The sequence below is a fragment of the Amycolatopsis sp. MJM2582 genome (genome assembly GCF_000754115.1).
Lineage (GTDB): Bacteria > Actinomycetota > Actinomycetes > Mycobacteriales > Pseudonocardiaceae > Amycolatopsis > Amycolatopsis japonica.
Genome location: NZ_JPLW01000011.1, coordinates 61,692 through 88,612 on the forward strand (window position 1 = coordinate 61,692; position 26,921 = coordinate 88,612).

The window sequence follows — 26,921 nt, forward strand, 5'->3', positions numbered from 1 at the left end:
CTGCGGTAAACATAGTATGAATCTGGAGGCGACCCATGGCCGAGCTGTCCAGGCGATCGATGCTGAGGGTCGCGGCGGGGGCGGCGGCGCTCGGTGGCCTCTGGGCTCAGGGTGCGCCACCGGCGCTCGCCGGACAAGACGTCCACCGCCGGATCGTCGACGACGCGCGCATGGTCTGGAAGCGGATGCCGACGGGCTGGCAAGAGGGCCCGTTCCTCGCCAACGGCTTCCTCGGCGTCCAGTTCTACGCGGGAGCGCAGCCGAACGTCCTCAAGGTGATGCTCGGCCATTCGCGTGTCCAGGACCAGCGCGGGCAATGGGAAGCGGGCATCGGGTACTCGCGGCTCCCGATCGGCTACCTCACCCTCACCTTCGAGGGCGCGATCACGGCGGTGGACTGGCACCTCGACCTGTACAACGCCGAACTCGGCGGCACGATCACCACCACCCGCGGCTCCGTGCGCTTCTCCGCGCTGGTCCACAACGACCAGGACCTCCTCCTCGTCTCGCTCACCGGGGAGGCGGCGGCGGACTGGGGGTTCACGCCGCTCACGTCGGCCACCACCCGGACGATCCGCAAACCGCCCGAGTACACGGCCAATCCCGATCCGAAGCTCGGCGGCGCGGGCGCCGTCCGGTACTGCGAGCAGCCGCTGCACGCGGGCGGCGGGTACACGACGGCATGGCGTGAGCGGACCATCGGCACGCGACGGCTCCTGGCGGCGACGGTCGCGTACGGGTTCCCCGAGCCGACGCACACCGCGGAAGCGATCACGAGGGTCGATCGGGCGTCGGCGGCGGACCCGGATCTGCTGGTCGCCGGGCACCGGCGCTGGTGGAACGCCTTCTACCGGCGCAGTTTCGTGTCCATTCCGGACAAACGGATCCAGCGGTTCTACTGGATCCAGCTGTACAAGACCGCGTGCGCCACCCGCGCGAACGGTCCGGTGGTCGCAGAATGGGGGCCGTGGTTCCCGGAGGTCGGCAACAGCTGGACGGCGGTGTGGTGGAACCTGAACGTCCAGGTCACGTATCCGATCGTCAACAGCAGCAACCATCCCGAACTCGACGCCGTCACCGCGACCTTCCGCCGTGACCACGCCAACCTCGAACTCTCGGTGCCTCCCGCCTACCGGGACGGCGAAACGTACGCGCTTTCGCATCCGGGCGACTGGCGGCTGCGGCCCGGCGGCACCCGCGCGGTCGGGATCCCCGGGCCCGCCACCAAGAACGACCAGACCGGAAACCTGATCTGGGGCCTGCACAACGTCTGGCTCGCGTACCGGCACAGCATGGACCACCGGGTCCTGCGCGACGTCCTGTATCCGACGCTCGCCAAGGCGCTCAACTACTACCGGCATTTCCTCGCGACGGGCCCGGACGGGGCCCTGCACCTGCCGATGACGAGGTCGCCCGAGTACGCCGACGCGGCCGACTGCACCTACGACCTGTCGTTGATCCGCTGGGCCGCGCGCACGCTCGTCGAATCGGCGGCCAAGTTGCGGATCGACGATCCCCGGGTGCCGGCGTGGCGGGAGATCGGCGAGAAACTGGTTCCGTACCACCAGGATCCCGCTCAAGGCGTGCTGATCGGCGACGGCGTCCCGCTGGCCGAATCACATCGGCACTTCTCGCATCTGCTCTGGCTCTATCCGCTGCGCGAGAAACTCTGGGACCGTCCCGGCGACCGGGACATCATGCGCCGGACCTTCGCGCATTGGTCGAGCGCGCAGGACAAATGGCACGGTTACAGCTTCGCGGCGGCGTCGTCGATGAGTTCCGTGATGGACGAGCCCGAGGAGGCCTTGCGCTATCTGAAGATCTTCCTCGACGGAACCGTCGTCGCGAACACCCAGCTGACGCCGAACACGATGTACCGCGAAGGGGCGAACCTCGCGATCGAGAGCCCCATCACTGCCGCACAGTCCGTTGTGGACATGCTTCTGCAGGGTGATCACGGCGTGCTCAAGATCTTCCCGTCGGTCTCGTCGACGTGGCCGGACGCGTCCTTCGAAAGCCTGCGCGCGGAGGGGGCGTTCCTCGTGGACGCGTCGCGGCGGAACGGCGCGACCGAATGGGTCCGCGTCCACAGCGAGGCGGGGGAGCCGCTCGTCCTGCGGCACGGGATCCCCGGAGACATCGAGGTCCGCGACGCGCGCGGAAGGCGGCTTCCTTGGCGTCGAACGGATCTCGGCACGATCTCGATTCCGCTCCGCCGTGGCGGGACGGCCGTCGTCTCGCGGCGCGGCACACATCCGGAACTGGAGGCGCGGGACGTGCCCGGCGACCGTGGAACTCCGGCTTGGGGGATCTGAGCATGGACATCACTCGCAGGACGGTGCTCGGCGGGGCGTTGGCGGGTGTGGCCGCGGCCGGCCTCACGCCGTCCGCGTCGGCGGTGGAGAACGACTTCGCGCTCGGCGGCCTCGACTGGCCCGGTTTCCTCGGCACGGCCGACCTGATCTGGCGCCGGATGCCGAAGACCTGGTACGAAGGCCCATTCCTGGGCAACGGGTTCCTCGGGTCGGGCATCTACGCCGAACCCGGCCGGAACGCCGTCCGGTTCAACGTCCAGCACAGCGAGGTGCAGGACCACCGGCCGGAGTTCGGCTCCCTCTTCGGGCTCGCGCGGCTGCCGATCGGGTATTTCACCCTCGAACCGGTCGGCGCCATCACCGGGATCGACTGGCGGATGGACCTGTGGAACGCCGAACTCAGGGGCACGATCACCACGGCCGCGGGCAGCCTTTCGCTGCGGGCGATCGTCCACACCGGACAGTCACTGCTGGCCGTCGAGGTCGAACCGACCGAGGGGGAGCGCGGTTTCGCGTGGGTCTTCCATCCGGCCGAGGCGGTGAGCCCGCGAACGGATCCGAAGTTCGGCAAGCCGCCGCCCGCCGGGTATGTCGCCAACCCGCCCGCGAGTCTGGAAAGCAGCGGTGACAGCAGGCTTTCCGTGCAGAGCCTGCTGGCGGGCGGCGAGCATGTCACGGCGTGGCGCGAGGTCGCCCAAGGCTCGAAGCGGACGTTGTACACGTCCGTGGCCTGGTCGTATCCGAAGCGGACCGCCGCACGGGAGGCGTTGAAGACGATCCGCCGGGCCGAGCCGTTCTCGGCGTTGGCGGCCGGACACCGCCGCTGGTGGCACGACTACTACCGGCACGGCTTCCTGTCCATTCCGGACACCCGGCTCCAGAGCTTCTACTGGATCCAGCTGTACAAGATCGCTTCCGCCGCGCGCCGGGAAGCTCCGGTGATGGCGACCTGCGGGCCGTGGCTGGAGCCGACCCCGTGGCCCGCGACGTGGTGGAACCTCAACGTCCAGCTCGAGTACTGGCTCATCCACGGCTCCAACCATCTCGAACTGGACGCCGTCGGCCACGCGCTCGGCGAGTACCGGGCGAACCTGACGAGTCAGGTCGCCGAGCCGTACCAGCACGATTCGGCGGGCATCCCGCGGACGACGGACATGAACCTGCTCAACGGCGCGGTCGGGACGAACGCCGGGTTCCCGGTCGGTATCCCCGGCAAGGAGACGCCGACGCCGGAGGTCGGGAACCTCACCTGGGCGCTGCACAACGTCTGGCTGTCCTACCGGCACACGATGGACCGGCGGCTGCTGCGGGAGGCCCTGTTCCCGTTGCTGCGCAAGGCGATCAACTACTACCTCCATTTCCTGACGCCCGGGGCGGACGGGAAGCTGCACCTTCCGGCGACGTTCTCCCCGGAGTACGGCGTCAACGCGCCCGACTGCAACTACGACCTCGCGCTGATCCGCTGGGGTTGCAAGACCCTGCTGGAGGCGGCGGCGGAACTGCGCATCGACGATCCGCTCGCGCGACGGTGGCGGGAGGTCCTGGCCACGCTCGTCCCGTATCCGGCCGATGCCAACGGCTACATGATCGGCGCGGGTGTGCCGTTCGCGAAGTCGCATCGGCACTATTCGCATCTGCTGCAGATCTACCCGCTGTACGAGATCACCTGGGAACGACCGGAGCACCGGCGGATCATCGAGACCTCGCTCGATCACTGGGTGGGCTTCGAGGGGGCGTTGCAGGGCTACACGTTCACCGGCGCCGCGTCGATGTCGGCGCAGATGCTGCGCGGCGAGAAGGCGGAGTTCTACCTCGGCGAACTCCAGCGGCGCTACCTCCAGCCGAACACGATGTACAAGGAATCCGGTCCGGTGATCGAGACGCCGCTTTCGGCCGCGCAGTCGCTGCACGACATGCTCGTGCAGAGCTGGGGCGGCGTGATCCGGCTCTTCCCTGCGGTGCCCGCGAAATGGGCGGACGCCGCGCTGCGCGACTTCCGCACGGAGGGGGCGTTCCTGGTCAGCGCCTCGCGGCAGGGCGGGAAGACGCGGTGGGTCAAGATCACCAGCGAGGCCGGGGCGCCGTGCGTGCTGCGGGCGGATCTCGATGGCGAGCTGACCGTCCGTGACCGGTGGGGAAGGCCGAAACGCTGGCGGCGGCTGCCGAACGGGGACGTCCGGATCGATCTGCGGCGCGGTGAAGAGGCCGTCGTGCACCGTGCGGGCGACCGGCCGGATTTCGAGATCCGGCCCGTCCCGGCGAACGGGGACGGCACACCGTGGGGGATGCCGTGACCTGCTGAACGGAGATACGCAAGAGTGTTCCCGTACTTCCTCCGGACGACAGGAGCACAGATGTCCCAGCCGCCGCAGCCGGGCGAGCCCGAAGGCCAGGCGCCCGACCCAGGCCCTCAGCCGGGGCAGCCTTATCCGCAGCAGCCTTATCCGCAGCAGCCGTACCAGCAACAAGGCTGGTACGGCGCGCCGCAGCAGCCGCCGCCGTCTTCGAACAAGACGGCGCTGTGGGTCGGGCTCGGGGTGCTGGGACTCGTCGTGGTGGTCGCCGTCGTGGCGATCCTCGGGTTCGTGGCGCCTGGGTTCTTCCTGTCGGACAAGAAGGGCGAGAGCGCGGTCGCGTCGTCCTCGTCGGCTCCGGCGTCCAGCACCCAGGACACGGCGACGCCGAGCCCGGTGGACATCCCGTCCGCCCGCACCGAACTGCCGAAACGCACGACGCCGCTCGCGGATCCGACGGAGTGCGCCTACCCGGCGGACACCTCCAAGGAGCCGGCGAAGAAGGTGAACCCGCCGGCGGCGGGGCCGACTCCGGCGTCCGGCACGTCGGCGGTCACGGTCAAGACGACCGCGGGTGACATCGGACTGACGCTGGACCGAGGTCTAGCGCCGTGCACCGTGGCGAACTTCCTTTCGCTGGCGCAACAGGGCTACTACGACGGCTCCTCGTGCCACCGGCTCGGCGTTTCGGGGCTGCAGATGCTCCAGTGCGGCGACCCGGAGGGCACCGGGATGGGCGGACCGGGTTACACGATCCCGGACGAGATCTTCCCCCAGCTCAAGTACGGCCGCGGGCTCATCGCCATGGCGAAGACGCAGAACCCGGACTCGGGTGGCAGCCAGTTCTTCATGGTCTTCGGTGAAGCGCCGCTGCCGCCGGAGTACACGGTGTTCGGGAGCATCTCCGACGAGGGCCTCCAGACACTCGACAAGGTCGCGCGCGGTGGCGTGGACGCGGAGAAGGGTTCCGGAGACGGGACGGGCCCGCCCCGGATCGAGGTGAAGTTCCAGTCCATCACGGTGGGCTGAACCCGCGGTTGCCAGGAAAGGACCTTTCCTGGCAACCGTCGTCTCACCCGGCGGTTCGCGGTTCTTCGCGCACGATCCGCCAGCACAGATAGAGGCAGACACCCGCCGCGGGCGCGCCACCCAGCAGGGTGGCGGCGATGCCGAGCGGAATCACCGTCCCCGCCAGGTACAGCGGCACCAGCGCCGCCGTGGCGATCGCGAACTTCGCCAGGAATACCGTCGTGCACAAGTAATAGCGTCGCCGCCGAAGCCGATCACGCCGCCGACCGTGATCAGCGCCGACGTCAGCACCTGCCCGGTCGCCAGGTACGCGACGAGGAACACCACCCGTGACGCGACACCTTCGGCTACCGTGCGCCAGCCGCCCACCTTCGCGAAACCGTTGCGGAGAGCAAGCAGCGGATCCTGCGCGTCGCTCGTGAGCTGTTCCACGAGCACGGTTACGGCGGCACGACCGTGCGCATGATCGCCACCACCGCCGAGGTCGACCCGGCGATGGTCTTTTACTTCTTCGGCACGAAACAAGGCCTGTTCAGCGCCGCGATCGAGATCTCCGGCGAGCGTCTCGTCCGGACGCTGGTGGAGAACCTCGACAAATCCGACCGCACGCCGCTGATGATGCTGACACGGTCGGCTCCCACCGACTCTCGGGCCGAAGCGCTGCTGCGCGAGTTCATCGACCGGGAGATCACCGGCAGGCTCGCGGCGCTGCTCGACACGCCGGACGCCGCGCTGCGGGCGGGCATGGTCAACGTGCAGATCCTGGGGCTCGCGGTCGCCCGGTACATCATGCGCATCGAGCCGATCGCGTCGTCGTCCGTCGACGAGCTGGTCGCCACGTTCGGCCCGCTCGTGCAGCACTGTCTGACGGGGCCCGCGCCGCGCGCGTGATCGCACTTGTATCTCCCCCGAGGGGAGGTGCGAGGGTAGGCGAATGGACGATCCCCGGTACTCGATCGGCGAGCTCTCCCGGCGGACCGGGCTGACCGTCAAGACCATCCGCTTCTACTCCGACCGAGGCATCTTGGCCCCGTCCGGGCGCACCGCGTCCGGGCACCGCCGCTACGGCGTCGACGCGCTCGCGCGCCTGGAGCTCGTGCGCACCCTGCGCGAGCTGGGACTCGACCTGGCCACGATCCGGAAGGTCCTCGAAAGCGAAGCCGCTCTTCCCGACGTCGCCGAGGCGCACCTGCGGGCGCTGGAAGCGCAGATCCACGTGCTGCGCCTCCGCCACGCGGTGCTGAAAGCCGTGACCCGGCGCGGAACCACTCCCGAGGAGATCACTCTCATGCACGACCTCGCCAAGCTGACCGAGGAAGAACGCCGCCGTCTGATCGACGACTTCCTCGACGCCGTCTTCGGCGGTCTCGAGCATCCCGGGTTCGCCGGGATCGCCCGCTCGATGACACCCGAACTACCCGAAAGTCCCGCGGTCGAACAGGTCGACGCCTGGGTGGAACTCGCCGGGCTGGCCAGGGATCCGGATTTCCGGGCCCTCATGCGACGTCTCGCCGAAGGGTACGACGCCGCCCCGCGGCGAGATCTGCCCTGGCTGGACGTCGCCGACGATCCCCGGCGGGAGCGGTATCTCGAGCTGCTCGCCGTGATCAACGGGTGGGCGGCTCCGGATCAGCGCCGCGTTCCCTGATCGGGGGAGAGGATCTCGGCCAGCCGAAGGGTGTCTTCGAGGTAGCGCTCGTAGGGGAAGCCCGCCGCGATGAGCCCGGCGCGGAACTCGTCGTAAAGCGGTTTTCCGGCGGCGTGGAAGGCTTTCCGGCCGACCTCGGTGAGCCGGACAAGCCGTCGGCGCGCGTGCTCGGGGTCGACGGTGATCTGCACCAGGCCGTCCGCCTCGAGTGGTCGTAGCGCCCGGCTGATCGCCGGGTCGGACACCGAAAGCGCCTGCGCGAGCCGATGCTGCGTCGCCGGCTCGATCTCCTCGAGGGTGCCCAAAAGCCGTATCTGGCTGTAGGTCAAGCCGTCGGTGTCCTCGGTGCGCCGCCGGGCGTTCTCGCCCAGCAGCATGACCACGCGGTGCAACAGGTCTGCGAGTCCGTCATCCACGGGGATCACTATACCTGATTGTTGACGAGTTAATATTAACTAGGTAAGACTGAAGGCATGGACAACTTCTCTTACCTGGCCCAATCCGCCTTCCCGCTGGTCTGGATGCTGGTCCCGGCTGTCGGCGCGTTCTTGCGGGCCCGCCACGCCCCGACGACTCGGGAACGGCTGGAGATCTGGCAGCGCTGGTGGGCGATCGGCGCTTTGGGCTTCGGCAGCCTGTGGATGACGGTCGCGTTCCTCGCGTTCCCGGACGTCATGGCCACCGCCATCGGCTTCGAGCGGACGCCCTTCCTGTTCGAGATCGCCTTCGCGAACCTCGGACTGGCCGTCATGGGATTCCGCGCCGCCTCGGCGTCCGCGCGCGAACGGGTCACCATCGGGCTCGGCGCCGGGATGTTCCTCTGGGGAGCCCTGGTCGGCCACGTCTACCAGTGGTTCGCCAACGGCGTCCACAGTCCTGGCAACACCGGCGGCGTTCTCGCCAACGACCTGCTCATCCCCGCCGTGATGATCATCCTGGCCGTGTGGTCCCGGAAGCTCCGCGCGGCGACCGTCGCCTGACGCAGAGGGAGATTTCCGCATCATGGCGACTCAAGCCCCTCCCGAGCGGCTCACCATGTTCATCGACGCGGTGATCGCGATCGCGCTCACCCTGCTGGCGCTAGAACTCCCCGTTCCGGCCGGCGACACCACCGAGGCGATGCTGAGTTCGGTGGCGGACCACGGCAAGGAGTATCTGGCGTTCGGCGTCAGCTTCGTGGTGATCGCCGCCCATTGGCGTGCCCACCACGAGATCTTCGGCCATGTCCGCTCGCTGAACAGCCGTCTGATCAGCCTCACGCTGGCCTGGCTGTTCATGCAGGTGCTGACGCCGTTCGCCACCCGGGTGATCACCGCGGACGGCGCCTTCCCGCCCCGGTTCAGCCTGTACGCGATCGTGCAGGTGCTGGCGTCCGCGTCGTTCGCGCTGGTCATCCGGGAGATCCGGCGCGAACACCTCTACCGCCCGGACACGCCGCCGTGGGCGTTCCGGCAGAACCTGGTGCGGAGTGTGTGCCTGGCGGCGGTGTTCGGGGTTTCGGTTCCTGTTTCGTTCGTTACTTCGGGTACTTGGGCTTACTTGTGCTGGCTGGCGGCGCCGCTCGTGTTGGCGGTGGCCGGGTGGGTTCAGGGGCGAGCGCGGTGAGGTGCTCGCCGGGCCGGGACTGTGTGGATTTTGGGGCGTTAGATGACCAGAAATCCACACAGTCCCGTCGAAGCGGCCGCATCCCAACAGCTCCGCGTCACCGGCTGCTGAAACCTCAGAGCGGGTTGTGCGCCCCCAGCGGCGCGGTGCAGAACGGCCCACCGACGTACTCCGCCGCCACCCCGGTCGGCGCGGGCATGTCCGCCAGCTGCTCGGCGTAGGTCTCCGCGTTGTCGAGCGATTTGTAGCCCAGTTCCTCGGCTTCGGCGAGCGAGTAGATCCGGCGCGTGTTGTCGGAGACGCCCCAGATCAGCCGGTAGCCGGGGGAGGGGTAGCTCAGGCAGGCCTCGAACAGCCGGGCGCCGTCGTCGGGGGAGAGCCACGTCGTGAGTCCGCGCGGGCCGAGGACGAGCGGGCTTTCGAAGCAGGAGCCGATCCGGATGACGATCACATCCATGCCGAACCGCGAGTGGTACAGGCTGCCGAGTGCTTCGATGGCCGCCTTGCTGACGCCGTAGTAGGTGTCGGGGCGGGGCGTCGAGTCGGCGGGGAGGCCGTCGGGGCCTGCCTCGTCGTTGCGGCGGAAACCGACGGAATGGTTGCTGGAAGCCAAGATCACGCGCGGCACACCGGCGGCGCGGGCGGCTTCGAGGACGGTGTGGGTGCCGTTGATGTTCACGTCGAGCGTGGCTTCCCACGAGTTCTCGCGGCTGTGCCCGCCGAGGTGGATCACCGCGTCGACGCCGGCGCAGGCCTTCGCCATCGCTTCCGGGTCGGTCACCGAAGCGGTGATCAGCTCGACGTCCTCGCCGCCCGAGGCTTCGGGCTGCGCGGCCAGGTCGAGCAGGCGCAGCACCCGGCCCGAACGGCGCAGCCGCGGGCGCATCAGGGTGCCGACGATACCCGCCGAGCCGGTGATCAGGACGCGCTGGTCTGCCATGGGAACCCCTTGTCAGTGAAGGAAAGGACGAATCAGGTCAGCGGATGCCGGCGCGGCGCAGTTGCTGGCCGAGTTCCGCGGTGATTTCGGCGAGGAGTTCGCCGACGCGCTGGGCGTCGGCGTCGGTGACTTCGGTGACCGGCATGGAGCAGCTGATCGCGTCGGTGCCGGGGATGCGGTACGGGATCACGGCCGCGACGCAGCGGACGCCGAGGCTGCCTTCCTCGATTTCCGAGGCATAGCCGCGTTCGCGGGTCTTCGCGCATTCGGCGTGCAGCGCGTCCGCCGTGGTGATGGTGTTCGGGGTGAGCGCCGACAGCTCTCCGGTCAGGAGGCCGTCGATCTCGTCGTGCGTCAGTTCGGCCAGCAACGCCTTCCCCAGCGCGGTCGCGTGGGTGGGCAGCGTGCGGCCGACGCGGGACACGAGATGCGTCGAGTGCCGGGACTCGCGCGTCTCCAGATAGACGACGTCGGTGCCCTCGCGGCGCGCGAAATGCGCCGTGTAGCCGGTCTTCTCCCGGATCCGCTCCAGCGCTTCGGTCGCGTACGGGACGACCGGGTCGCGGTCCAGATAAGCCGTGCCGCAGATCAGCGCGCGGACGCCGAGGCGGTAGCGGGCGGTGTTGGTGTCCACTTCCAGCCAGCCGGCTTCGAGCAGGGTGCGGAGCAGGCCGTGCAGGCTCGACCTGGGGAAACCGGTCCGCGCGTGGAGATCGGACAGCGAAAGCCACACGTCGTTCGCGGCGAAGGTCTCGATGAGGTCGATCGCCCGCCTGGCGGACTTCACCCCGGCGGGTTCAGGCGCGCCGTTCGCCACCGTGACAGCGGCTTCCTGCTGCGGCATCCGCGCTCCTCCATCCGGCCGTTGACTTGTGACTCCGGCCATATTAGCGTCCCGAACAGCGTTCTTATGGATGAACATAATCACTATAACAGACTCCGTTCATGGATGTGAACAGGTCGGGCTGGGCCTTCGTGAACGCGGAAAGGAGTCAGCGGTGCATTTACTGGACTGGATCATGGTGTCCGCGTACTTCGTCCTGATGGTGGTGATCGGCTTGTGGTCGCACAGCCGGGTCAACACGGTCAGTGACTTCTTCACGGCCGGCGGCAAGATGCCGTGGTGGCTGGCCGGCATCTCCCACCACATGTCCGGCTACAGCGCCGTGCTGTTCGTCGCGTACGCGGGCGTTGCGTACACGGACGGCATCACCGTCTACTTCTGGGGAATGGCCAGTATCGGCATCGGTGTCGGCATCGGCAGCTGGCTGTTCGCCTCGCGGTGGAACCGCCTGCGGTCGAAGCTCGGTGTCGCCTCGCCGCTCGAGTACCTGGCGAAGCGCTTCAACGTGCCCACTCAGCAGGCGCTCGCCTGGAGCGGCAGCCTCCTGAAGATCTTCGACATCGCGGCCAAGTGGTTCGCGGTCGCGACGATCCTCAACGTCTTCGCGGGCGTGCCCTACACCTGGGGCATCATCATCACCGGCACGATCACGCTGATCTACTGCACCGTCGGCGGTCTCTGGGCCGACGCGCTCACCGACTTCGGCCAGTTCGTCATCCAGGCCATCGCGGCGATCGTGATGCTGTGGGTCGTGCTGGACAAGCTCGGCGGCGTTTCCGGGCTGTGGACCGTGTGGGGGGACCTCCCGCCCGCCCACCTGAACCCGACCACTTCGAAGTTCACCACCATCGTGTTGCTCGTCTACGTGCTGGTGAAGACGCTGGAGTACAACGGCGGTATGTGGAACCTGGCGCAGCGCTACATGGCCGCGCCGAACACCTACGAGGCCCGTCGCGGCGCGCGGCTCTCCTCGATCCTGTACCTGGTGTGGCCGCTGGTGATGATGTTCCCGATGTTCGCCGCCCCGCTGCTGATCCCGAACATCTCGAACCCCAACAACGCCTACGCGATCATGACCACGACGTTCCTCCCGCCGGGTCTGGTCGGGCTGGTGCTGGCCGGGATCTTCTCGCACACCATGGCGATGGTCTCCTCGGACGCCAACGCGATCTCCGCGGTCATCACCCGCGACATGATGCCGGTGCTGTGGAAGAAGGCCCGCAACTTCACCGAATCGCAGGGGTTGCTCGCCGCGCGGATCTCGACGGTGATCTTCGTCGTGCTCACCATGGCGGTGGCCACGCAGGCCGAGAAACTCGGCGGTGTGCTCGGTATCGTGGTGCTGTGGGTCGCGGCCCTGATGGGCCCGATCTCGGTGCCGCTGCTGCTCGGCATGCTCCCCGCGTTCCGCCGCTCCGGCTCCCGCGCGGCCCTGATCTCGTGGGCGGGTGGTCTCATCGCCTACGCGATCGCTTACTACGGCTACAACGCCACCCTCGCGGTCACCGTGTCCACCCCGATCCTGGTCTCGCTGGCGCTGTTCATCGGGCTCGGCTACCTCATGCCCGAGCGCAAGGCCTCCACCGACGAGATCATCGACACGATCGACCGCGACGACGACGTCTTACCCCGCAAGTCGCAGGACGGCACCACCGTGCCCGCCTGACCGGGCCCGTACCCGGGACCATCCACAAAGAACGAAAGAGAAATCCATGGCACAGCCCAAGATCGAACTCGACGGCCTACTGGCGTTCCCCCTGACCCCCTTCACCGAGGGGCTGGAACTCAACCTCGACGCGTTCGCGGAAACCGTCGAGAGCCACGTGGCCGCCGGAGCCGGTGCGCTGTTCGTCGCCTGCGGTACGGGCGAATTCAGCTCGCTGTCCCCGGACGAGCACGCAGCGATCCTGCGTAAGGCTCGTGAGGTCGTGGCCGGGCGTGTGCCCGTCTGGGTCGGCGCCGGCGGCGGTGCGGCCTCGGCCCGTGCCGGGATCGCGGCGGCGGAGGCGGGCGGCGCGGACGGCGTCCTCCTCCTGCCGCCGTACCTGGTCACCGGCCCGCCGTCCGGGCTGGTCGACCACGTCCGGTACGCCGTCGGGGATTCCTCGATCCCGGTGATCGTGTACCACCGTTCCACCGGCGTGTTCACCCCGGGCTCGGCGGTGGAACTGCTCGACATCCCGTCGGTGGTGGGCATCAAGGACGGCTTCGGCGACGTCGAACTCATGAGCCGGATCATCACCACGATCCGCTCCGTCGGCACCGACCGGGCCAAGGATTTCCTGTTCTTCAACGGTCTTCCGACGGCGGAGGTCTCCGCGCGCGCCTACGCCGCGATCGGCGTGGCGCGGTACTCCTCGGCCGTGCACTGCTTCGCGCCCGAGATCGCGGCCCGGTTCCACCGCGCGCTCGCGGAGAACGACGACGCCGTCATGGAGGCGCTGCTCGCCGGCTTCTACCTCCCGCTGGTCGCGTTGCGGGACGAGGGGCAGGGCTTCGCCGTGTCGCTGGTCAAGGCCGCCGCGCGGCTGCGCGGGGACAAGGTCGGCTCGGTGCGCCCGCCGCTGGTCGAGCCCACCGCGGACCAGATCACCCGGCTGGAGAAGATCGTCGACGACGGATTCTCCGTCCTCAAGTCCGTCGAGGCCGGTGCCTGAAGATGAAGGTTCTCGACGTCGTCCTGACCCCGGTCGCCTTCGCCGACCCTCCGCTGCTCAACGCGATGGGCGTGCACGAGCCGTTCGCGCTGCGCGGGGTCGTCCAGCTGATCTGTGAGGACGGGGTGGTCGGCCTGGGCGAGTCCTACGGTGACCTCGCGTTCCTCGACCAGGTCCGGAAGGTGCTGCCGGAGCTCAAGGGACACGACGTGTTCGACCTGCCCGGTCTCCGCCGGAAGGTCGCGACCACGCTGGGCGAGGTCGTCTTCGCCGACGCGCACGGGCTCACCGGCGGTTTCTCCGTCAGCAAGACCGTGGCCAGCGTGTACTCGCTGTTCGAGGTGGCCGCGCTCGACGCGCAGGGCCACTACCTCGGCAGGCCGGTCGTGGACCTGCTCGGCGGCAAGGCGCGCGACGCCGTCGACTTCTCCGCCTACCTGTTCTACAAGTTCGGCGCCCACATCGGCGCCGAGGAGGACTCCTGGGGCGAGGTGACCACGCCGGACGCGCTCGTCGGCGAGGCACGCCGCATGGTGGAGGAGTACGGCTTCGGCTCCATCAAGCTCAAGGGCGGAGCGTTCGACCCCGACGAGGAGATGGACGGGATCCGCGCGCTCGCGGACGCCTTCCCGGACCACCCGCTCCGCATCGACCCGAACGCGGCGTGGACGGTCGAGACGGGGATCCGGGTCGCCGAAGAACTCGACGGCGTCCTGGAGTACCTCGAAGACCCGACGCCGGGTATCGAGGGCATGGCGCGGGTCGCGGAGAGGTCGAACATGCCGCTGGCCACGAACATGTGCGTGGTGCGCTTCGCGGACATCGAGCCCGCCTTCCGGCAGCGAGCGGTCGGGGTCATACTTTCGGACCATCATTACTGGGGTGGTCTGCGGGACACCCAGGCCCTCTCCACCACGGCGGAATGCTTCGACGTGGGCCTTTCCATGCATTCGAACAGTCATCTCGGGATCAGTCTGGCCGCTATGGTGCACGTGGCCGCGGCGACGCCGCACCTGACCTACGCCTGCGACACCCACTGGCCGTGGAAGACGGCCGACGTCATCGCCCCGGGTGCGCTGGAGTTCGTCGACGGTGCGGTCGCGGTGCCCGACAAGCCGGGGCTGGGGGTCGAACTCGACCCCGACGCGCTGGCGCGGGCCCATGAAGACTATGTCCGAAGTGGACAGACCAAACGGGATGACGTGACCTATATGCGGAAGTTCGTGGGAAGCTTCGAACCGAACACGGCACGGTGGTGACGAGGTGAAGGTCACCGGATACGCCTACCCCTGGGACGTCGTCGACGATCCCGGCTTCGTCGAGCGCGTACGGGAACTCGGCGTCGACGAGGTCGCCGTCGCCGTGTCGTACCACAGCGCCCGTGCGGCGACGCCCTGGTCGCCCGAGCGCACCTCGGTCGTCGCGCGCCACGCGGCGCTGTACCGGCCGGTGCGCGACGAGGCGTGGGGTGAGCTGAAGCCCGCCGAGCCGGACTGGGTGGAAAGCCGCGACAGTGCGGGCGACGCCGTCCGGGCGCTGAACGAGGCGGGCATCCCGGCCGCGGCGTGGATCGTGCTGACGCACAACTCCCAGCTGGGCACGGAATTCCCGGATTTCACCGTGCGCAACTGTTTCGGCGAGCGGTATCCGTGGGCCCTGTGTCCCGGCGTACCCGCGGTCCGCGAGTACGCGGCCAACGTGACGGCGGAGAGCCTCGCCGGGCTCGACTTCGCCACGGTCATCCTCGAAGCCTGCGGTCCGCTCGGCGCCGTGCACCAGCACCAGCACGAGAAGACCGACGGTGTCTGGTCGCCGGCGGTGGCGCGGCTGCTGTCGATCTGCTGCTGCGACGACTGTCTCGACGCCTGGGCCGCGGCCGGTCAGGATCCGGCGAAGGCGTTGGGCAAGCTGCGGGCCGAGGTCCGGCGGCTGATCGACAGCGGTGACCTGCGTGCCACCGAGGACAAGATCCTGCCCACGTTGCGGCAGGTCCTGCTCGACACTCGCCAGAACGCGACCGACGCCCTGCGGCGCGCGGTGCTCGAGAAGATCCCGTCCGGGCCCCGGATCGTGCTGCACGGCGCGATGGACCCGTGGGTCACCGGCGCGCTGCCGGGGTTGACGCCGTCGGCCCCGGACGACGTCGACGCGGTGGTGCTGCAGAACTGGGCACCCGGTCACCCCAGCGTGAACGCGGTCGCGGCGGCGCGGGCGAAACTGCCGGAGAAGGTCGCCGTCGGCAGCTACATCACCGCGGTGGCGGCGAGCCCGGTGCCCGACATCGAGGCCTACACCACCGAACTCGGCAAGGCAGGCGCCACCGAGCTGCACCTGTACCACCTCGGCCTCGCCGGCCCGGGGCGCTGGGCGGATCTCATCGCCGCCGTCAGCGCCGCGCAAGAACTCTAGGAGACGCAAGAAAATGAGCCAGGCAACGGATCCCGCCACGCTCGAACAGATCCTCGCGGCCGCCGCCGATGCGGCAGGCACGACGGCGGCCGCGACCCCAGCCCAGCGCGCCGGATGGCTGAACGCGGCCGCGGACGCCCTCGACGCGGCGGCCGAAGAGCTGATCGCGCTGGCCAACCAGGAGACGCACCTCCCGGCCTCCCCGCGGCTGCAGGGTGAGCTGAAGCGCACGACGTTCCAGCTGCGCCTGTTCGGCGAGGTGCTGGCGGACGGCGAGTTCCTCGGCGCCACCGTGGACCACGCGGACGCCGCGTGGCCGATGGGGCCGCGGCCGGACATCCGCCGTCTGCTCACCCCGATCGGGCCGGTGCTGGTGTTCGCCGCCAGCAACTTCCCGTTCGCGTTCAGCGTCGCGGGCGGTGACACCGCGTCGGCGCTGGCCGCGGGCTGCCCGGTCGTGCTCAAGGCGCACTCCGGGCACCCGGAGCTGTCCGCCCGCACCGGCGAGGTCCTGCGCGACGCGCTGGTCGAAGCCGGTGCGCCGGAAGGCATCTTCGCGGTCATCTACGGCCAGCAGAACGGGGTCACGGCGCTGAAGGACCCGCGGATCCAGGCGGCGTCGTTCACCGGTTCCGTGCTGGGCGGGCGCGCGCTGTTCGACATCGCGACCTCGCGGCCGTCACCGATCCCGTTCTACGGCGAACTCGGCAGCGTCAACCCGGTCGTCGTCACCCAGGGCGCGATCGACGCGCGCGGTGAGGCGATCGCCAAGGGGTACGCGGGTTCGTTCACCCTCGGTGCCGGGCAGTTCTGCACCAAGCCGGGGCTGCTGTTCCTGCCCGAGGGTCATGGCCTCGAGGACACGCTGCGCGAGGCGGTCGCGGCGATCCCGGCGCAGCCGATGCTCAACGAGCGTATCGCGGCGGGCTTCGCCGACGGACTCGCGAAGCTCAGCGACGTCGACGGCGTCGAGGTGCTGTCGGAATCCGGTGGTGGGGAAGGGATCTCGCACGGCGCGACGCTGCTCGCCACCACCGCCAAGGCGTTCCTCGCCGACGCCGACACGGTCCGCGAGGAGTGCTTCGGACCGGCGTCGCTGATCGTCACCTACACCGACCAGGCCGAGCTGATCAGCCTGCTGGGGGTGATGGAACCGGGGCTCACCGCGACCATCCAGGGTGAAGAGTCCGATGTGGACTGGATTCGTCCGGTCCTCCCGTCGCTGACCAGGGTCGCCGGCCGTCTGCTGTGGAACGACTGGCCGACCGGAGTCACCGTCACCTGGGCACAGGAACACGGTGGTCCCTACCCGGCGACCACCGCGCCGACCAGTACCTCGGTCGGCACCGCCGCGATCGAGCGGTTCCTGCGACCGATCGCCTGGCAGGGCTTCCCCGACGCGCTGCTGCCGGAACCGTTGCAGGAGAACAACCCGTGGGACCTGCCCCGCAGGACCGACGGGAAGCGCCAGTAAACCTCGTGAGTGGCAAGGACGCTTAGAACCGTCCTTGCCACTCACGAGCCGCAGCACCCGCCGCCGCCCTTGATCGCCGTCTTACGACCCTTTGGGAGGCACTGTCATGCCCGGATTCGGTAACTTCGACAGGAGGACGGCCTTGCGGGGAGGCGCGGCAGCGGCCGCTTCGGTGGCGCTCACCTCGGCACTCGCGGGCACTTCGTCCGCGCAGCCCGTCGCTTCGGGCTCGTCGTCCATCGTGACCGGCTATCGCGAACTGCAGACCGGTATCAACCGGCCGTCGGCGGAACGCACGGCCGCGCTGGCGAACCTCGACAGGGTCGCGAAGGCCTACCACGACAGCATGACGGTCGGCGACGGTCCACTGTGGAAAGACCTCCCGCTCGGCCCCGGCAGCGACTTCACGACATCGATGTACGCACGGCTCCGCGCGATCGTGGTCAACTGGGGCACTCCCGGCGGTGCGCTCGCGGGTGACCCCGCCGTGCTCGCCCGGATCAAGGGCGCGCTGGAACTGTTGTACACCAGCGATCAGTACAGCGAGAAGACCGCCGAGATCGGCAACTGGTACACCTACGAGATCGGCATCCCGCTCTACCTGCTGCACATCCTCGCCACGGTCGCCGACGAGCTCACCCAGGACGAGCTCGCCAAGTATCTGAAGCCGGTGCTGAAATTCTCCGGCAATCCGAACCTCCGCACGAACAATCCGAGCGTCGTCGAGACCGGCGCCAACCGCGCGGACAAGTCGACGATCTCCGTCGTCTCCGGCGCGATGCTGGGAGACGCCGAGCGGATCAAGCGCGGTGTCGGCGCGTTCACCGACGTCGAAGGCGGGGGAGCGGCGAGCGTCATCGCCAAGCTCCACCGCTCCGGCGGCGACGGTTTCCACACCGACGGTTCGTTCCTGCAACACGATTCGGTGCCTTATCCCGGGCACTACGGGATCATCCTGCTCACCGCGGTCGCGTCCGCCATCCACGTCACCAAGGGCACGGAGTTCGAACTGCCCGCCGACGTCCGCGACGAGGCGTACGCGCTGGTCGCCGACACGTTCGCGCCGTTCGTGTACGCGGGCGCGCTGATGGAGTCGGTCCGCGGCCGGTTCCTTTCCCGGCAAGGGGAATCCGCGCACGACATCGGGCACCAGCTCACCGGCGCGGTGGTCCTGCTGGCCCGGTCGGCGAGCGGGAAGCGCAAGGAGGAGCTCGGCGGTCTCGCCGCGAAGTGGATCACCGAGGACACTTTCGCGCCGTATCTCAAGATCCCCGACCCCGAGCGGTTCGCGCCTGGGCCGGACCTCGTCGGCATCCCCGGTATCGAGTTCGCACAGGAGCTGCTGGCGACCAACGTGCGGGCGACGCCGACGGTCGCGACGCACCGCGTGTTCGGCCAGCAGGACCGGATGGTGCACATCACCGAAGGCTGGTCGGCCTCGCTCGGCGTCGCCTCGACGCGGATCGCGCGGTACGAGTCGATCAACTCGATGAACCTGCACGGCTGGTACGTCGGTGACGGCTCGCTGTACCTGTTCCTGCCCAAGGCGAAGGGGCACTTCACCGACGCCTACTGGCCGACGGTCGATCCGCAGCTGCTGCCGGGGACGACCACCAAGAGCGGTCCGACCCCCAAACTGGAGTCGGTGCCGCTGACCGGCAAGGACCACTGTGGCGGCGTCCGCTGGGACGCGCGGCACGGCGCGCACGCCCTCGACTTCGTCTCGCAGGACGGCACGCTGACCGCGAAGAAGTCGTGGTTCTTCACGCCATCGGGTGTGGTGTGCCTCGGTGCCGGGATCACCGACTCCTCCGGCGAGCGGATCCGGACCACGATCGAGAACCGCAATCTCGGCGAGAACGGCATCGGTGTCCTGCTGGCCGACGGGCATCTCGTCGGGGGCTCGGAGTCTTTGCGGCGCAAGCGATGGCTGCATCTCGAACGGGTCGGTGGCTACGTCCTGCTCGACGACGCCGAGGTCACCGCGCTGCGCGAGGACCGGACGGGGACCTGGCGCGACATCGACAAGGGCGCCAACACCAAGGGCACCACGGTGCCTTACACGCGGCGCTACCAGAAGCTGGTCATCGAGCACGGCGAGAAGCCCTCGAACGCGACCTACGCGTACGCCGTCCTGCCGACCGCGTCTGTGGTGCAGACGATCGCCTCGGCCTGGTCGTGGCGCGTGCGGTCCAACACGGCGACCGTGCAGGCGGTCCGGCTGTGGGACGCGACCCTGCTGGCGAACTTCTTCGCCGCCGGCTCGGTCGACGAGGTGTCGGTGTCCGGTCCGGCGTCGGTGGCGCTCGGCCGGACCGGGAACGGTTGGCAGCTGGCGGTTTCGGATCCGACGCAGCGGCAGGAAGTCGTGCGCGTGACCGTGCGGCGGAAGACCTTCGAGGTGCCGGTGAAGGACACCTTCGGCGCCACACAGACCGTCCGCATTTAGTCGACTAAACGCAGCGATCACCCAGTCCGTGAAGGCCTCCTTGAGGGACTCTGGGTCCCTCAAGGAGGCCTTCACGGACGAATGCGGCGATCGCCACGGTGGGCCAAAGACAGTGTTGCGAAGGGGACTTTCGTCGCATCGGATGCAGGGAAAGCTCCCTTCGCCCTCCGCGATCGCCAGGGACGGCGGCGGCCTCGTCGTGAAGGGCCCCTTCACTACTTTCAGGGTAGGGAAGGAGGCCTTCACGGACGGACGCGAACATGCTCGCATTTAGTCGACTAAATGCGAGGGGGATTTAGGTCAGGATCTGGCCTGAATGGCTCTTACGGTCACCCCATGACCGACATCGAGCAGTTCCGCATCGACATCCCGCAGTCCGATCTGGACGACCTGACCGACCGGCTGGCCCGCACCCGCTGGCCGTCGGCGCTGCCCGGTGCCGAGTGGAGCCGGGGCGTCCCGGTCGCGTACCTCAAGGATCTGGCCGAATACTGGCGAGACGGCTACGACTGGCGCGCGTGGGAGAAGCAGCTCAACGAATTCCCGCAGTACGTCACCGAGATCGACGGCCAGCGCGTGCACTTCCTGCACGTCCGGTCGCCGGAACCGGACGCGATCCCGCTGATCATGACGCACAGCTGGCCCAATTCGATCGCCGAGTTCCTGAACGTGATCGGCCCGCTCACCGACCCGCGAGCCCACGGTCTCGACCCCTCGCGCGCCTTCCACGTCGTCGCGCCGTCCTTGCCGGGCTTCGGTTTCTCGCCGTTCCCGGAGCCTGCCGACGAACGTCCGTGGGACATCGCGCGGGTGGCGCGGACCTGGGCCGAGCTGATGAGCCGCCTCGGTTACGAACGTTATGGCGCGCACGGGAACGACGCAGGCGCGCTGGTGACGCCCTGTCTCGCGGCCCACGCGCCCGAGCACGTCATCGGCTCGCACATCACGTCCGGGCTCGGTGTGCCGATGGGCGATCCGGCCGATTTCGAGGGGCTCACCGAACGGGAGCAGGCCGAGCTGGCAGGCCTGATGGAGCGTTTCGCCGGCGGCAGCGGATACGCGCCGTACCTGACGAACAGGCCGCAGACGCTGAGTTTCGGCTTCCTCGATTCGCCGGTCGCGCAGCTGGCGTACCTGGTGGAACGGTTCAAGGAGTTCGACGGCTGGCCCGGCGGCGCGGCGCCCGCCGAGCCGATCGACCGCGACCTGCTCCTCACCAACGCGACGCTGTACTGGCTGACCGGGACCGGCGGCACCTCGCTGTGGCCGTACTACGAGGGGCAGGCCACGATGCCGATGGACCAGACGGTGGTGCCGACCGGCGTCTCCCACGGCGGGCCGTCCGCGTTGCGCACGATCGCCTCCCGCAAGAACGACGTCGTGCGCTGGGCCGATCACGACAGCCCCAGCCACATGGTCGCGATGGCCGTGCCGGGTGACGTGGTGGCCGAACTCCGCGAATTCTTCGGAAATCTCCGGAAGTGATGTCGAACGGTGGTCGTCGGCTCCGACCCAGTGCCGAAGCTAGAGTGAAGCGACCCTGCGGAGGACCTGATGACCACCTCGTTCGAGACCGTGACTTCGGCCGACGGCACCCCGATCGCCTTCGACCGCACCGGGGAGGGCACGCCGGTGATCCTGGTCGGCGGTGCGTTCAACGACCGGACGACCGTCGCCGGCCTGGCCGCGACGTTGGCGCCGGAGCACACCGTGATCGCCTATGACCGGCGTGGCCGGGGCGACAGCGGCGCCGGTGCGGTCTATTCGGTGGAGCGCGAGGTCGAGGACCTCGCCGCGCTGATCGAGCACGTGGGTGGTTCGGCGGCCGTGTTCGGGCATTCGTCGGGTGCGGTACTGGGGCTGGAGGCGGCCGCCAGAGGCGTCGCCATGACCAAGCTCGCCGTGTACGAGCCGCCGTACGTCGTCGACAACAGCCGGGAGAGGCCCGCGGCCGACCTCTTCGACCGGGTCCGCGCCCTGATCGCCGACGGCGACCGCGACGGCGCGGCGGAGCTGTTCCTGGTCGAGGGGACGGCGACGCCCGAAGAGGTCGTCAAGGGCATGCGGGACGACCCGTTCTGGGCGTGGTTCACCGGCCTCGCCCACACGCTGCCCTATGACCTCGCGCTCTGCGGTCCCGGAAACGTGCTGCCCGCGGACCGGCTGGCCAAGATCTCGGTGCCCACGCTGGTCATCGACGGCGGGGAGAGCGACGCCTGGATGCGGGCGGGCACCCGCGCGGTCGCCGACACGATCCCCGGCGCGCGGTACGCCACCGTCGCAGGGCAGGACCACGGCGTCCTGCACCAGCCGGACAGCTTGCGCGAGCTGCTCACCGGGTTTCTCGGCTGACGGGCTCGGCCTGTTCGAGCAGTTCGGCCAGCGCGGTCAGCGAGGGGCTGACGTGGCCCGTCCGCCAGACGAGACCGAGCTGGCTGGACTCTTCCAGGCCGCGAACCGGGACATAACGCAGATCGGTGCGGGTGTGCTGTTCCGTCAACGGACGGCACACCAGCATCGCGTGCGTCCCGGACGCCGCCAGCGCCATGCCCTGCTGGACGGTCGTGATCCCCGCCGTCGAAGGAATCGGCGTGCCCGACGGAGTGGCGGGCGGAGTGCGCGCGGCCTTCCAGTAGCCGGGGCCGTCACCGGCACGGTGGAGCAGGTCGAGTTTCGCGAGATCTTCCGCATCGATCGACGCGCGCTCCGCGACGGGGTGGTCGGCTCCGACCATCACGTACTGGTCTTGCGGCGGGAACCGGAAGCCGACCGTGAGCTCGCTTTCGTGGACCGGGAGTTCGGCGATGACGGCGTCGATCTCGCCGTCCAGTACGGCGGTGAACGGTGAGCCGAGCGGGACGTCGTGGGTGTGCACGGCCACGCCGTGCCGCTCGCGCAGCGCGCGGAAGATCGAAGTGACCTCCTCGTAGACCATGCCGGTGAACCCGACCCGCAGTTCTTCGACGGCGCCGCGCATCGCCCGTTCACGCGCGCGTTCGAAGGTGCGGAGCAGCGTGCGATAGGCGGGCCGGATCTCTTTGACGAACTGCGCGCCGGCGCGGGTGAGCCCGACCTTGCGGCTGGTGCGCTCGACCAGCCGCGCGCCGACCTTCGTCTCCAACGTGGCGATGAGCTGGCTCACTCGCGATTGCGAGTAGCCGAGCCGTTCCGCCGTACGCCCGAAATGCAGCTCCTCCGCCAGCGTGAGCAGGCATTCGATCTGCTGCAGATGCGCCTGGTGCATCCTCGGAAGATAACACCGGATCGATGAGCTTTCCTCATCGATCGATGAGGAAGACGTCGTTGTTCGCGGGTGCCGCGCGGTGATGGGCTGGACGGCATGAGTTCCTCTGCCTCTCACCCGCATCCGGTCCTGTCGCGATGGGCCGCCGTCGGCGTGCTGACGCTGAGCACGTTCCTGGTGGTGACCGCCGAGATGCTGCCGGTCGGGATGCTCACCCCGATGGCGGACGGTCTCGGCATCTCCGCGGGGGCGACCGGGCTCAGCCTGACCGTCACGGGTCTGGTTTCGGCGGTCACCGCTCCCGTGGTGCCGCGGCTGCTCGGGGATCTCGACCGTCGCAGGGTGCTGGCCGCGGCCGTGGCGGTACTGGCCGTCGGCAACGGGCTGACCGCGATCGCCGTCGATTTCGGGCTGCTCATGGTCGCGCGGATCGTGCTCGGTGTCGGCATGGGCGCCGTTTGGGGAATGGCTTCGGCCGTGGCCATCAGGCTGGTCGCGGCTCGCGACAGCGCGCTCGCGGTTTCGTTCACCGTCGGAGGCGTCGCCGCCGCCTCGGTGCTCGGAGTGCCGTTGGGCACGTTCGTGGGCAACGCTTTCGGCTGGCGAACGGCCTTCTGGTCGCTCGCGGTGTGCGCGTCGCTGCTCGTTCCCGCCTTACTGCTGGCCTTGCCCGAGCTTCGCCGTCCCGCGGTCGTCGAAGAAACCGGAGCCGGACAGCGCCGCTCGTTGTTGCGCCCCACCGTGGTCACCGGTCTCGCCGTGGTGGTTCTGCTGGTGACCGCGCATTTCGCCGCGTACACCTACGTGCGTCCGGTCCTCGAAGAACTGCCGCGGATGCCGGCGGGCGCGATCGCGTCGCTGTTGCTCGTCTACGGCGTCTTCGGGCTGATCGGCAACTTCGTGGCCGGAGCCGCGACCGGGCGCAAGCCGCGGGCGACCGTGCTGCTGCTGGCGGCCGGAATCGCCGTCGCGCTCGGTCTTCTGGCACTTTTCGGTGCCTCCGCGCTCGTCGCCGGGGTCGCGATCGCCCTGTGGGGGATGGCCTACGGCGGACTGTCGGTCGGCGGGCAACTGTGGATGACCGCCCTCGCGCCGGATCGCGTCGAGCACGTCACCGGTCTCTACGTCGGCGTGTTCACCGGTTCGATAGCCCTCGGCGCTTTCGTCGGCGGCTTGGTCGTCGAGGGCGCGGGTGTCGTGCTGTTGCTGTGGAGTGCGGCGGCGCTCGCCGTGGTCTCCCTGCTGGTGGGTTCCGTGGGCAGGCCCATCGCGGCGTAGTGCTCCCGCGCGGCTGCGGCCTGCCCCAATCCGGCCAGCGCGCGGGCTTCCTGCAACCGGTAGCCGATCCGCTTCGCCGTTTCGAGCGCGAGCCGATGCCGCCTGAGGCCCGTCTCCGTCTCGCCGAGCGCGAGGCAGGCGGTGCCCAGGCTGTTGGCCGCCATCGCCAGCAGCAACGGATGATTGAGCCGCGTGAGGATCGCGCACGCGCGTTCGGCCTGGTCGCGCGCGTCGCCAGGGCGATCGGCGAGCAACAGGGCGTCGGCGAGGTCGATCCGGCTCCACGCCTCGCCGAACAGGTAGCCGAGATCCCGCGAGGCGGTGATCGACCGTTCGATGACCTCGAAGGCCTCGCCGAAACGGCCGAGCCGGGACAGGACGAGGCCGAGCTGGGCCGAACTCAGGATCACGCCGCGCTCGTCCTCGCGCAGGTCCACCGCCCGCCGGGCGGAGGCCAGCGCGTCGTCCAGCCTGCCGAGGACTTCCTGGGCGTTGCTGAGATTGGTCCACAGTGTGGCGGCGCCGGTCTCGCCGACGACGGCCAGGCCGTCCCGGTAGAACCGGATCGCCTCGGGGTAGCGGCCGAGCATGCCGTGCAGCGCGCCCGCCCTGGACAGCGCGATCGCCTCGGCCCCGCGATCACCGGACGCGCGGACCACGTCCAGCCGTTCGAGCGCGCAGTCCATTCCCTCGGTGAGCCGCCCGTTCTCCCAGAACGCCAGGGTGAGGCTCGCCAGGCTCAGCTGGATCGCTCGCGGGTCACCGATCCGGCGGGCGGCGGTGATCCCCGTCCGTGCCACGGCGAGCAGTTCGTCGAGATGCCCGCTTTCCCGGAGGTGGTCCGCGGTGTCCACGGCGATCCGCCAGGCGTACTCGTCCAGACCGGTGTCGAGCGCGTGCCGGGTCACCGCGACGAGGTTCGCCCGCTCTGTCCGGTACCAGTCGGGGCCGCCACCGTCGCGGTAGTGATCGAGGAGCCGGCGCACGGCTGGGCCGGATTCCTCGTCGCGGGCGGCGTTGCGGGCGTGCTCGGCGATCAGGTCGTGGAACGCGTAGCGGCCCAGCGCGGGCTGCCTGACCAGGTGGGCGTCGAGCAGGTCTTCCAGCAGGCGTTCCGCCTCGCGCTCCCCGATGCCGGCCAGCGCGGCGGCCGCGGGCACGCCGATGTCGGCACCGGGATTGCGCCCCAGCAAGCGGAACATGCGCTGTTGCGCGGTATCGAGTTCCCGATAGGACAGTGCGAAGGCCGCGGCCACGTCGCGTCCGGCGACCTTCAGTTCGGCCAGCCGGTCGTGTTCGGAGCCCAGCCGCTCGGCCAACGTCTGCACGGTCCATTGTGGACGATTCTGCAGCCGGGCGGCGGCGATGCGGATCGCCAGCGGAAGGTTGCCGCACAACGCGGCCACCCCCGTGTCCGGTCGCCCGGACGCCGCCGCGAACAGGGCACCCGCCTCCTCGTCCGGCAGCACTTCGAGACTGATCGACGCGGCGCCGTCGACCGCGGCGAGGCGGCGCCTCCCGGTGACCAGGAGGGCGACCGTCGCCGAACCCGGCACCAGCGGTCGCAGCTGTTCCGCGCTCGCGGCGTTGTCGAGCACCACGAGCAGCGACCGGCCCGCCGTCCTGGTCCGCCACAGCTCGGCCCTCCGGTCGACACCGCCGGGAAGCCGTGAAGCCGGGACGTCCAGCTGCCCGAGCAGGGCTTCGAGCGCGGCCTCGGGCGGAAGCGGTTCGCGCGCGGGGGAGTGGCCGTGCAGATCCACGAACAGCTGCCCGTCGGGGAAATCGGCGGCGAGCCGATGCGCGGCGTGGACGGCGAGCGACGTCTTGCCGACACCGGCCATCCCGTCGACGACGACCGGGCGGCCGAGCCGGACGGCGTCGAGCAGACGGCGGATCTCGGCCTCGCGTCCGGTGAAATCCGGGACGTCGTAGGGGAGGAAGCAGCGGGTCTTGCCGTATTCCGGCTCGTCGCGCAGGATCCGTTCGTAGAGCTCGCGCAGCTTCGGGCCCGGATCGATCCCGAGCTCCTCCACGAGTCGCGTTCGCGCCTGCCGGTAGACGTTCAGCGCGTCGGCCTGTCGGCCCTGCTGGTGCAGCGCGCGCATGAGCAAGCCGGCGAACGGTTCCCGGAGCGGGTGTTCGGCGACCAAGGCCGTCAGCTCCGCGACGGAGTCTTCCCCGGCGGAGATCTCTTCGTCGAGGCAACGTTCCACAACGGACAGACGACGCTCGTCGAGTTCCTCGGCTTCGCCTCGCAAAGCCGCACTGTCCACACCAGACAGAGCTGGTCCGCTCCAGCACGCGAGCGCTTCACGGAACTCCCCGCGCGAGACGTGCTCCTCGAACGAGCGCAGATCGAAGGAGCTCGGACGCAGGACGAAGCCGGGCCCTTCGGCGGTCAAGACGTCGTCGGCGGCACCCTCGGCGACGAGCGTGCGCTTCAACGCGGTGGTGAGGTTGCGGATCTGGCGGGTGGCGGTGGCGGGCGGATCCTCGTCCCAGACGACGTCCACCAGCCGCGAGACCGAGACGACGCGATCGGCGCCGAGCAGCAGCGCGGCGAGGATCCGCTCCTGCCGCGGGCCGGCCAGTTTCACCGGCCGTGCCCCGTTCCGGCACTGCACCGGCCCCAAGATCCGGAACTCCATCGCACCCCCTTCCGCGAGGTTAACCGGCCACGCGCCCGGGCCGGTGCGGAAGTGATGCACCTGTGATGCGCCGTCCGGCGAGCC

At 69.3% G+C, this 26,921-nt stretch carries 21 protein-coding genes and 1 pseudogene; 16 read left to right on the top strand and 6 right to left on the bottom strand.

The features are described from left to right. The first annotated feature begins 35 nt into the window (after positions 1-35). From ED92_RS40665 to ED92_RS40675, 3 genes are read left to right on the top strand one after another with little or no spacing between them, the layout of a single operon-like run. The gene (locus ED92_RS40665; RefSeq protein WP_037348196.1) at positions 36-2,315 is read left to right on the top strand and encodes a glycoside hydrolase family 95-like protein; all 2,280 of its coding nucleotides are present in this window, start codon (positions 36-38) and stop codon (positions 2,313-2,315) included. Between the two features lie 2 nt (positions 2,316-2,317). Beyond that, positions 2,318-4,609 carry a glycoside hydrolase family 95-like protein gene (locus ED92_RS40670; RefSeq protein ID WP_037348198.1) on the top strand — a complete coding sequence of 764 codons (2,292 nt, stop codon included), beginning with the start codon at positions 2,318-2,320 and terminating at the stop codon, positions 4,607-4,609. 60 nt (positions 4,610-4,669) lie between these two features. After that, positions 4,670-5,638, top strand: a complete 969-nt coding sequence (locus ED92_RS40675) for a peptidylprolyl isomerase (protein WP_037348201.1) — start codon at positions 4,670-4,672, stop codon at positions 5,636-5,638. A gap of 43 nt (positions 5,639-5,681) precedes the next feature. Here ED92_RS40675 and ED92_RS43620 read toward each other — a convergent pair whose 3' ends face one another. Next, the gene (locus tag ED92_RS43620) at positions 5,682-5,867 is read right to left on the bottom strand and encodes a hypothetical protein (protein WP_037348203.1); all 186 of its coding nucleotides are present in this window, start codon (positions 5,865-5,867) and stop codon (positions 5,682-5,684) included. Positions 5,868-6,043: 176 nt separating this feature from the next. On the opposite strand from ED92_RS43620, the gene ED92_RS40685 reads away from it, so the two are divergent. Beyond that, complete coding sequence (locus ED92_RS40685; protein WP_255355424.1) at positions 6,044-6,529, top strand: TetR family transcriptional regulator; 486 nt, start codon at positions 6,044-6,046, stop codon at positions 6,527-6,529. Positions 6,530-6,572: 43 nt separating this feature from the next. Next, on the top strand, positions 6,573-7,286 hold the full coding sequence (locus ED92_RS40690; protein ID WP_037348205.1) for a MerR family transcriptional regulator: 714 nt from the start codon (positions 6,573-6,575) through the stop codon (positions 7,284-7,286). Here ED92_RS40690 and ED92_RS40695 read toward each other — a convergent pair. Continuing rightward, a complete protein-coding gene (locus ED92_RS40695; protein ID WP_037348294.1) occupies positions 7,268-7,702 on the bottom strand; it encodes a MarR family winged helix-turn-helix transcriptional regulator in 435 nt (144 codons plus the stop codon). The two genes, ED92_RS40690 and ED92_RS40695, sit on opposite strands and share 19 nt — an antisense overlap. 57 nt (positions 7,703-7,759) lie before the next feature. Here ED92_RS40695 and ED92_RS40700 point away from each other — a divergent pair, with 57 nt between their 5' ends. Together ED92_RS40700 and ED92_RS40705 are read left to right on the top strand one after the other, a co-directional pair. Further along, positions 7,760-8,266, top strand: a complete 507-nt coding sequence (locus ED92_RS40700) for a DUF6790 family protein (RefSeq protein ID WP_037348207.1) — start codon at positions 7,760-7,762, stop codon at positions 8,264-8,266. A gap of 22 nt (positions 8,267-8,288) precedes the next feature. Next, positions 8,289-8,891 carry a TMEM175 family protein gene (locus ED92_RS40705; protein WP_037348210.1) on the top strand — a complete coding sequence of 201 codons (603 nt, stop codon included), beginning with the start codon at positions 8,289-8,291 and terminating at the stop codon, positions 8,889-8,891. A 115-nt stretch (positions 8,892-9,006) separates the two neighbouring features. Here ED92_RS40705 and ED92_RS40710 read toward each other — a convergent pair whose 3' ends face one another. Together ED92_RS40710 and ED92_RS40715 are read right to left on the bottom strand one after the other, a co-directional pair. After that, positions 9,007-9,831: an NAD(P)-dependent oxidoreductase gene (locus ED92_RS40710; protein WP_037348212.1), complete on the bottom strand. Its 825-nt coding sequence runs from the start codon at positions 9,829-9,831 to the stop codon at positions 9,007-9,009. Positions 9,832-9,868: 37 nt separating this feature from the next. Beyond that, on the bottom strand, positions 9,869-10,675 hold the full coding sequence (locus tag ED92_RS40715; RefSeq protein WP_037348214.1) for an IclR family transcriptional regulator: 807 nt from the start codon (positions 10,673-10,675) through the stop codon (positions 9,869-9,871). A 154-nt stretch (positions 10,676-10,829) separates the two neighbouring features. On the opposite strand from ED92_RS40715, the gene ED92_RS40720 reads away from it, so the two are divergent. From ED92_RS40720 to ED92_RS40755, 8 genes are all read left to right on the top strand, one after another. Next, positions 10,830-12,341 (top strand): sodium:solute symporter family protein, encoded by a 1,512-nt coding sequence (locus tag ED92_RS40720; RefSeq protein ID WP_037348217.1) that lies wholly within the window; start codon positions 10,830-10,832, stop codon positions 12,339-12,341. Between the two features lie 46 nt (positions 12,342-12,387). Next, positions 12,388-13,332 carry a 5-dehydro-4-deoxyglucarate dehydratase gene (locus ED92_RS40725; RefSeq protein ID WP_037348219.1) on the top strand — a complete coding sequence of 315 codons (945 nt, stop codon included), beginning with the start codon at positions 12,388-12,390 and terminating at the stop codon, positions 13,330-13,332. Positions 13,333-13,334: 2 nt separating this feature from the next. Next, complete coding sequence (locus ED92_RS40730; RefSeq protein WP_037348221.1) at positions 13,335-14,591, top strand: glucarate dehydratase family protein; 1,257 nt, start codon at positions 13,335-13,337, stop codon at positions 14,589-14,591. Positions 14,592-14,595: 4 nt separating this feature from the next. Continuing rightward, positions 14,596-15,741, top strand: a complete 1,146-nt coding sequence (locus ED92_RS40735; RefSeq protein WP_037348222.1) for a hypothetical protein — start codon at positions 14,596-14,598, stop codon at positions 15,739-15,741. 13 nt (positions 15,742-15,754) lie between these two features. Then, positions 15,755-17,215 carry an aldehyde dehydrogenase (NADP(+)) gene (locus ED92_RS40740; protein WP_037348223.1) on the top strand — a complete coding sequence of 487 codons (1,461 nt, stop codon included), beginning with the start codon at positions 15,755-15,757 and terminating at the stop codon, positions 17,213-17,215. Between the two features lie 106 nt (positions 17,216-17,321). Further along, positions 17,322-19,664: a polysaccharide lyase 8 family protein gene (locus tag ED92_RS40745; RefSeq protein ID WP_037348224.1), complete on the top strand. Its 2,343-nt coding sequence runs from the start codon at positions 17,322-17,324 to the stop codon at positions 19,662-19,664. Positions 19,665-20,000: 336 nt separating this feature from the next. Further along, entirely contained in the window at positions 20,001-21,149 is a 1,149-nt protein-coding gene (locus ED92_RS40750; protein ID WP_037348225.1) for an epoxide hydrolase family protein, read from the top strand. A 69-nt stretch (positions 21,150-21,218) separates the two neighbouring features. Next, the gene (locus ED92_RS40755) at positions 21,219-22,016 is read left to right on the top strand and encodes an alpha/beta fold hydrolase (protein ID WP_037348228.1); all 798 of its coding nucleotides are present in this window, start codon (positions 21,219-21,221) and stop codon (positions 22,014-22,016) included. Here ED92_RS40755 and ED92_RS40760 read toward each other — a convergent pair. Beyond that, on the bottom strand, positions 21,997-22,908 hold the full coding sequence (locus tag ED92_RS40760) for a LysR family transcriptional regulator (protein ID WP_037348231.1): 912 nt from the start codon (positions 22,906-22,908) through the stop codon (positions 21,997-21,999). The two genes, ED92_RS40755 and ED92_RS40760, sit on opposite strands and share 20 nt — an antisense overlap. Positions 22,909-23,115: 207 nt before the next feature. Between ED92_RS40760 and ED92_RS43625 the strand changes: the two are divergent. Further along, positions 23,116-24,009: pseudogene (locus ED92_RS43625) on the top strand (MFS transporter); the annotation flags it as partial. Positions 24,010-24,029: 20 nt separating this feature from the next. On the opposite strand, the gene ED92_RS40765 reads toward ED92_RS43625, so the two are convergent. Then, complete coding sequence (locus ED92_RS40765; RefSeq protein WP_037348233.1) at positions 24,030-26,837, bottom strand: BTAD domain-containing putative transcriptional regulator; 2,808 nt, start codon at positions 26,835-26,837, stop codon at positions 24,030-24,032. Between the last annotated feature and the right edge of the window lie 84 nt (positions 26,838-26,921).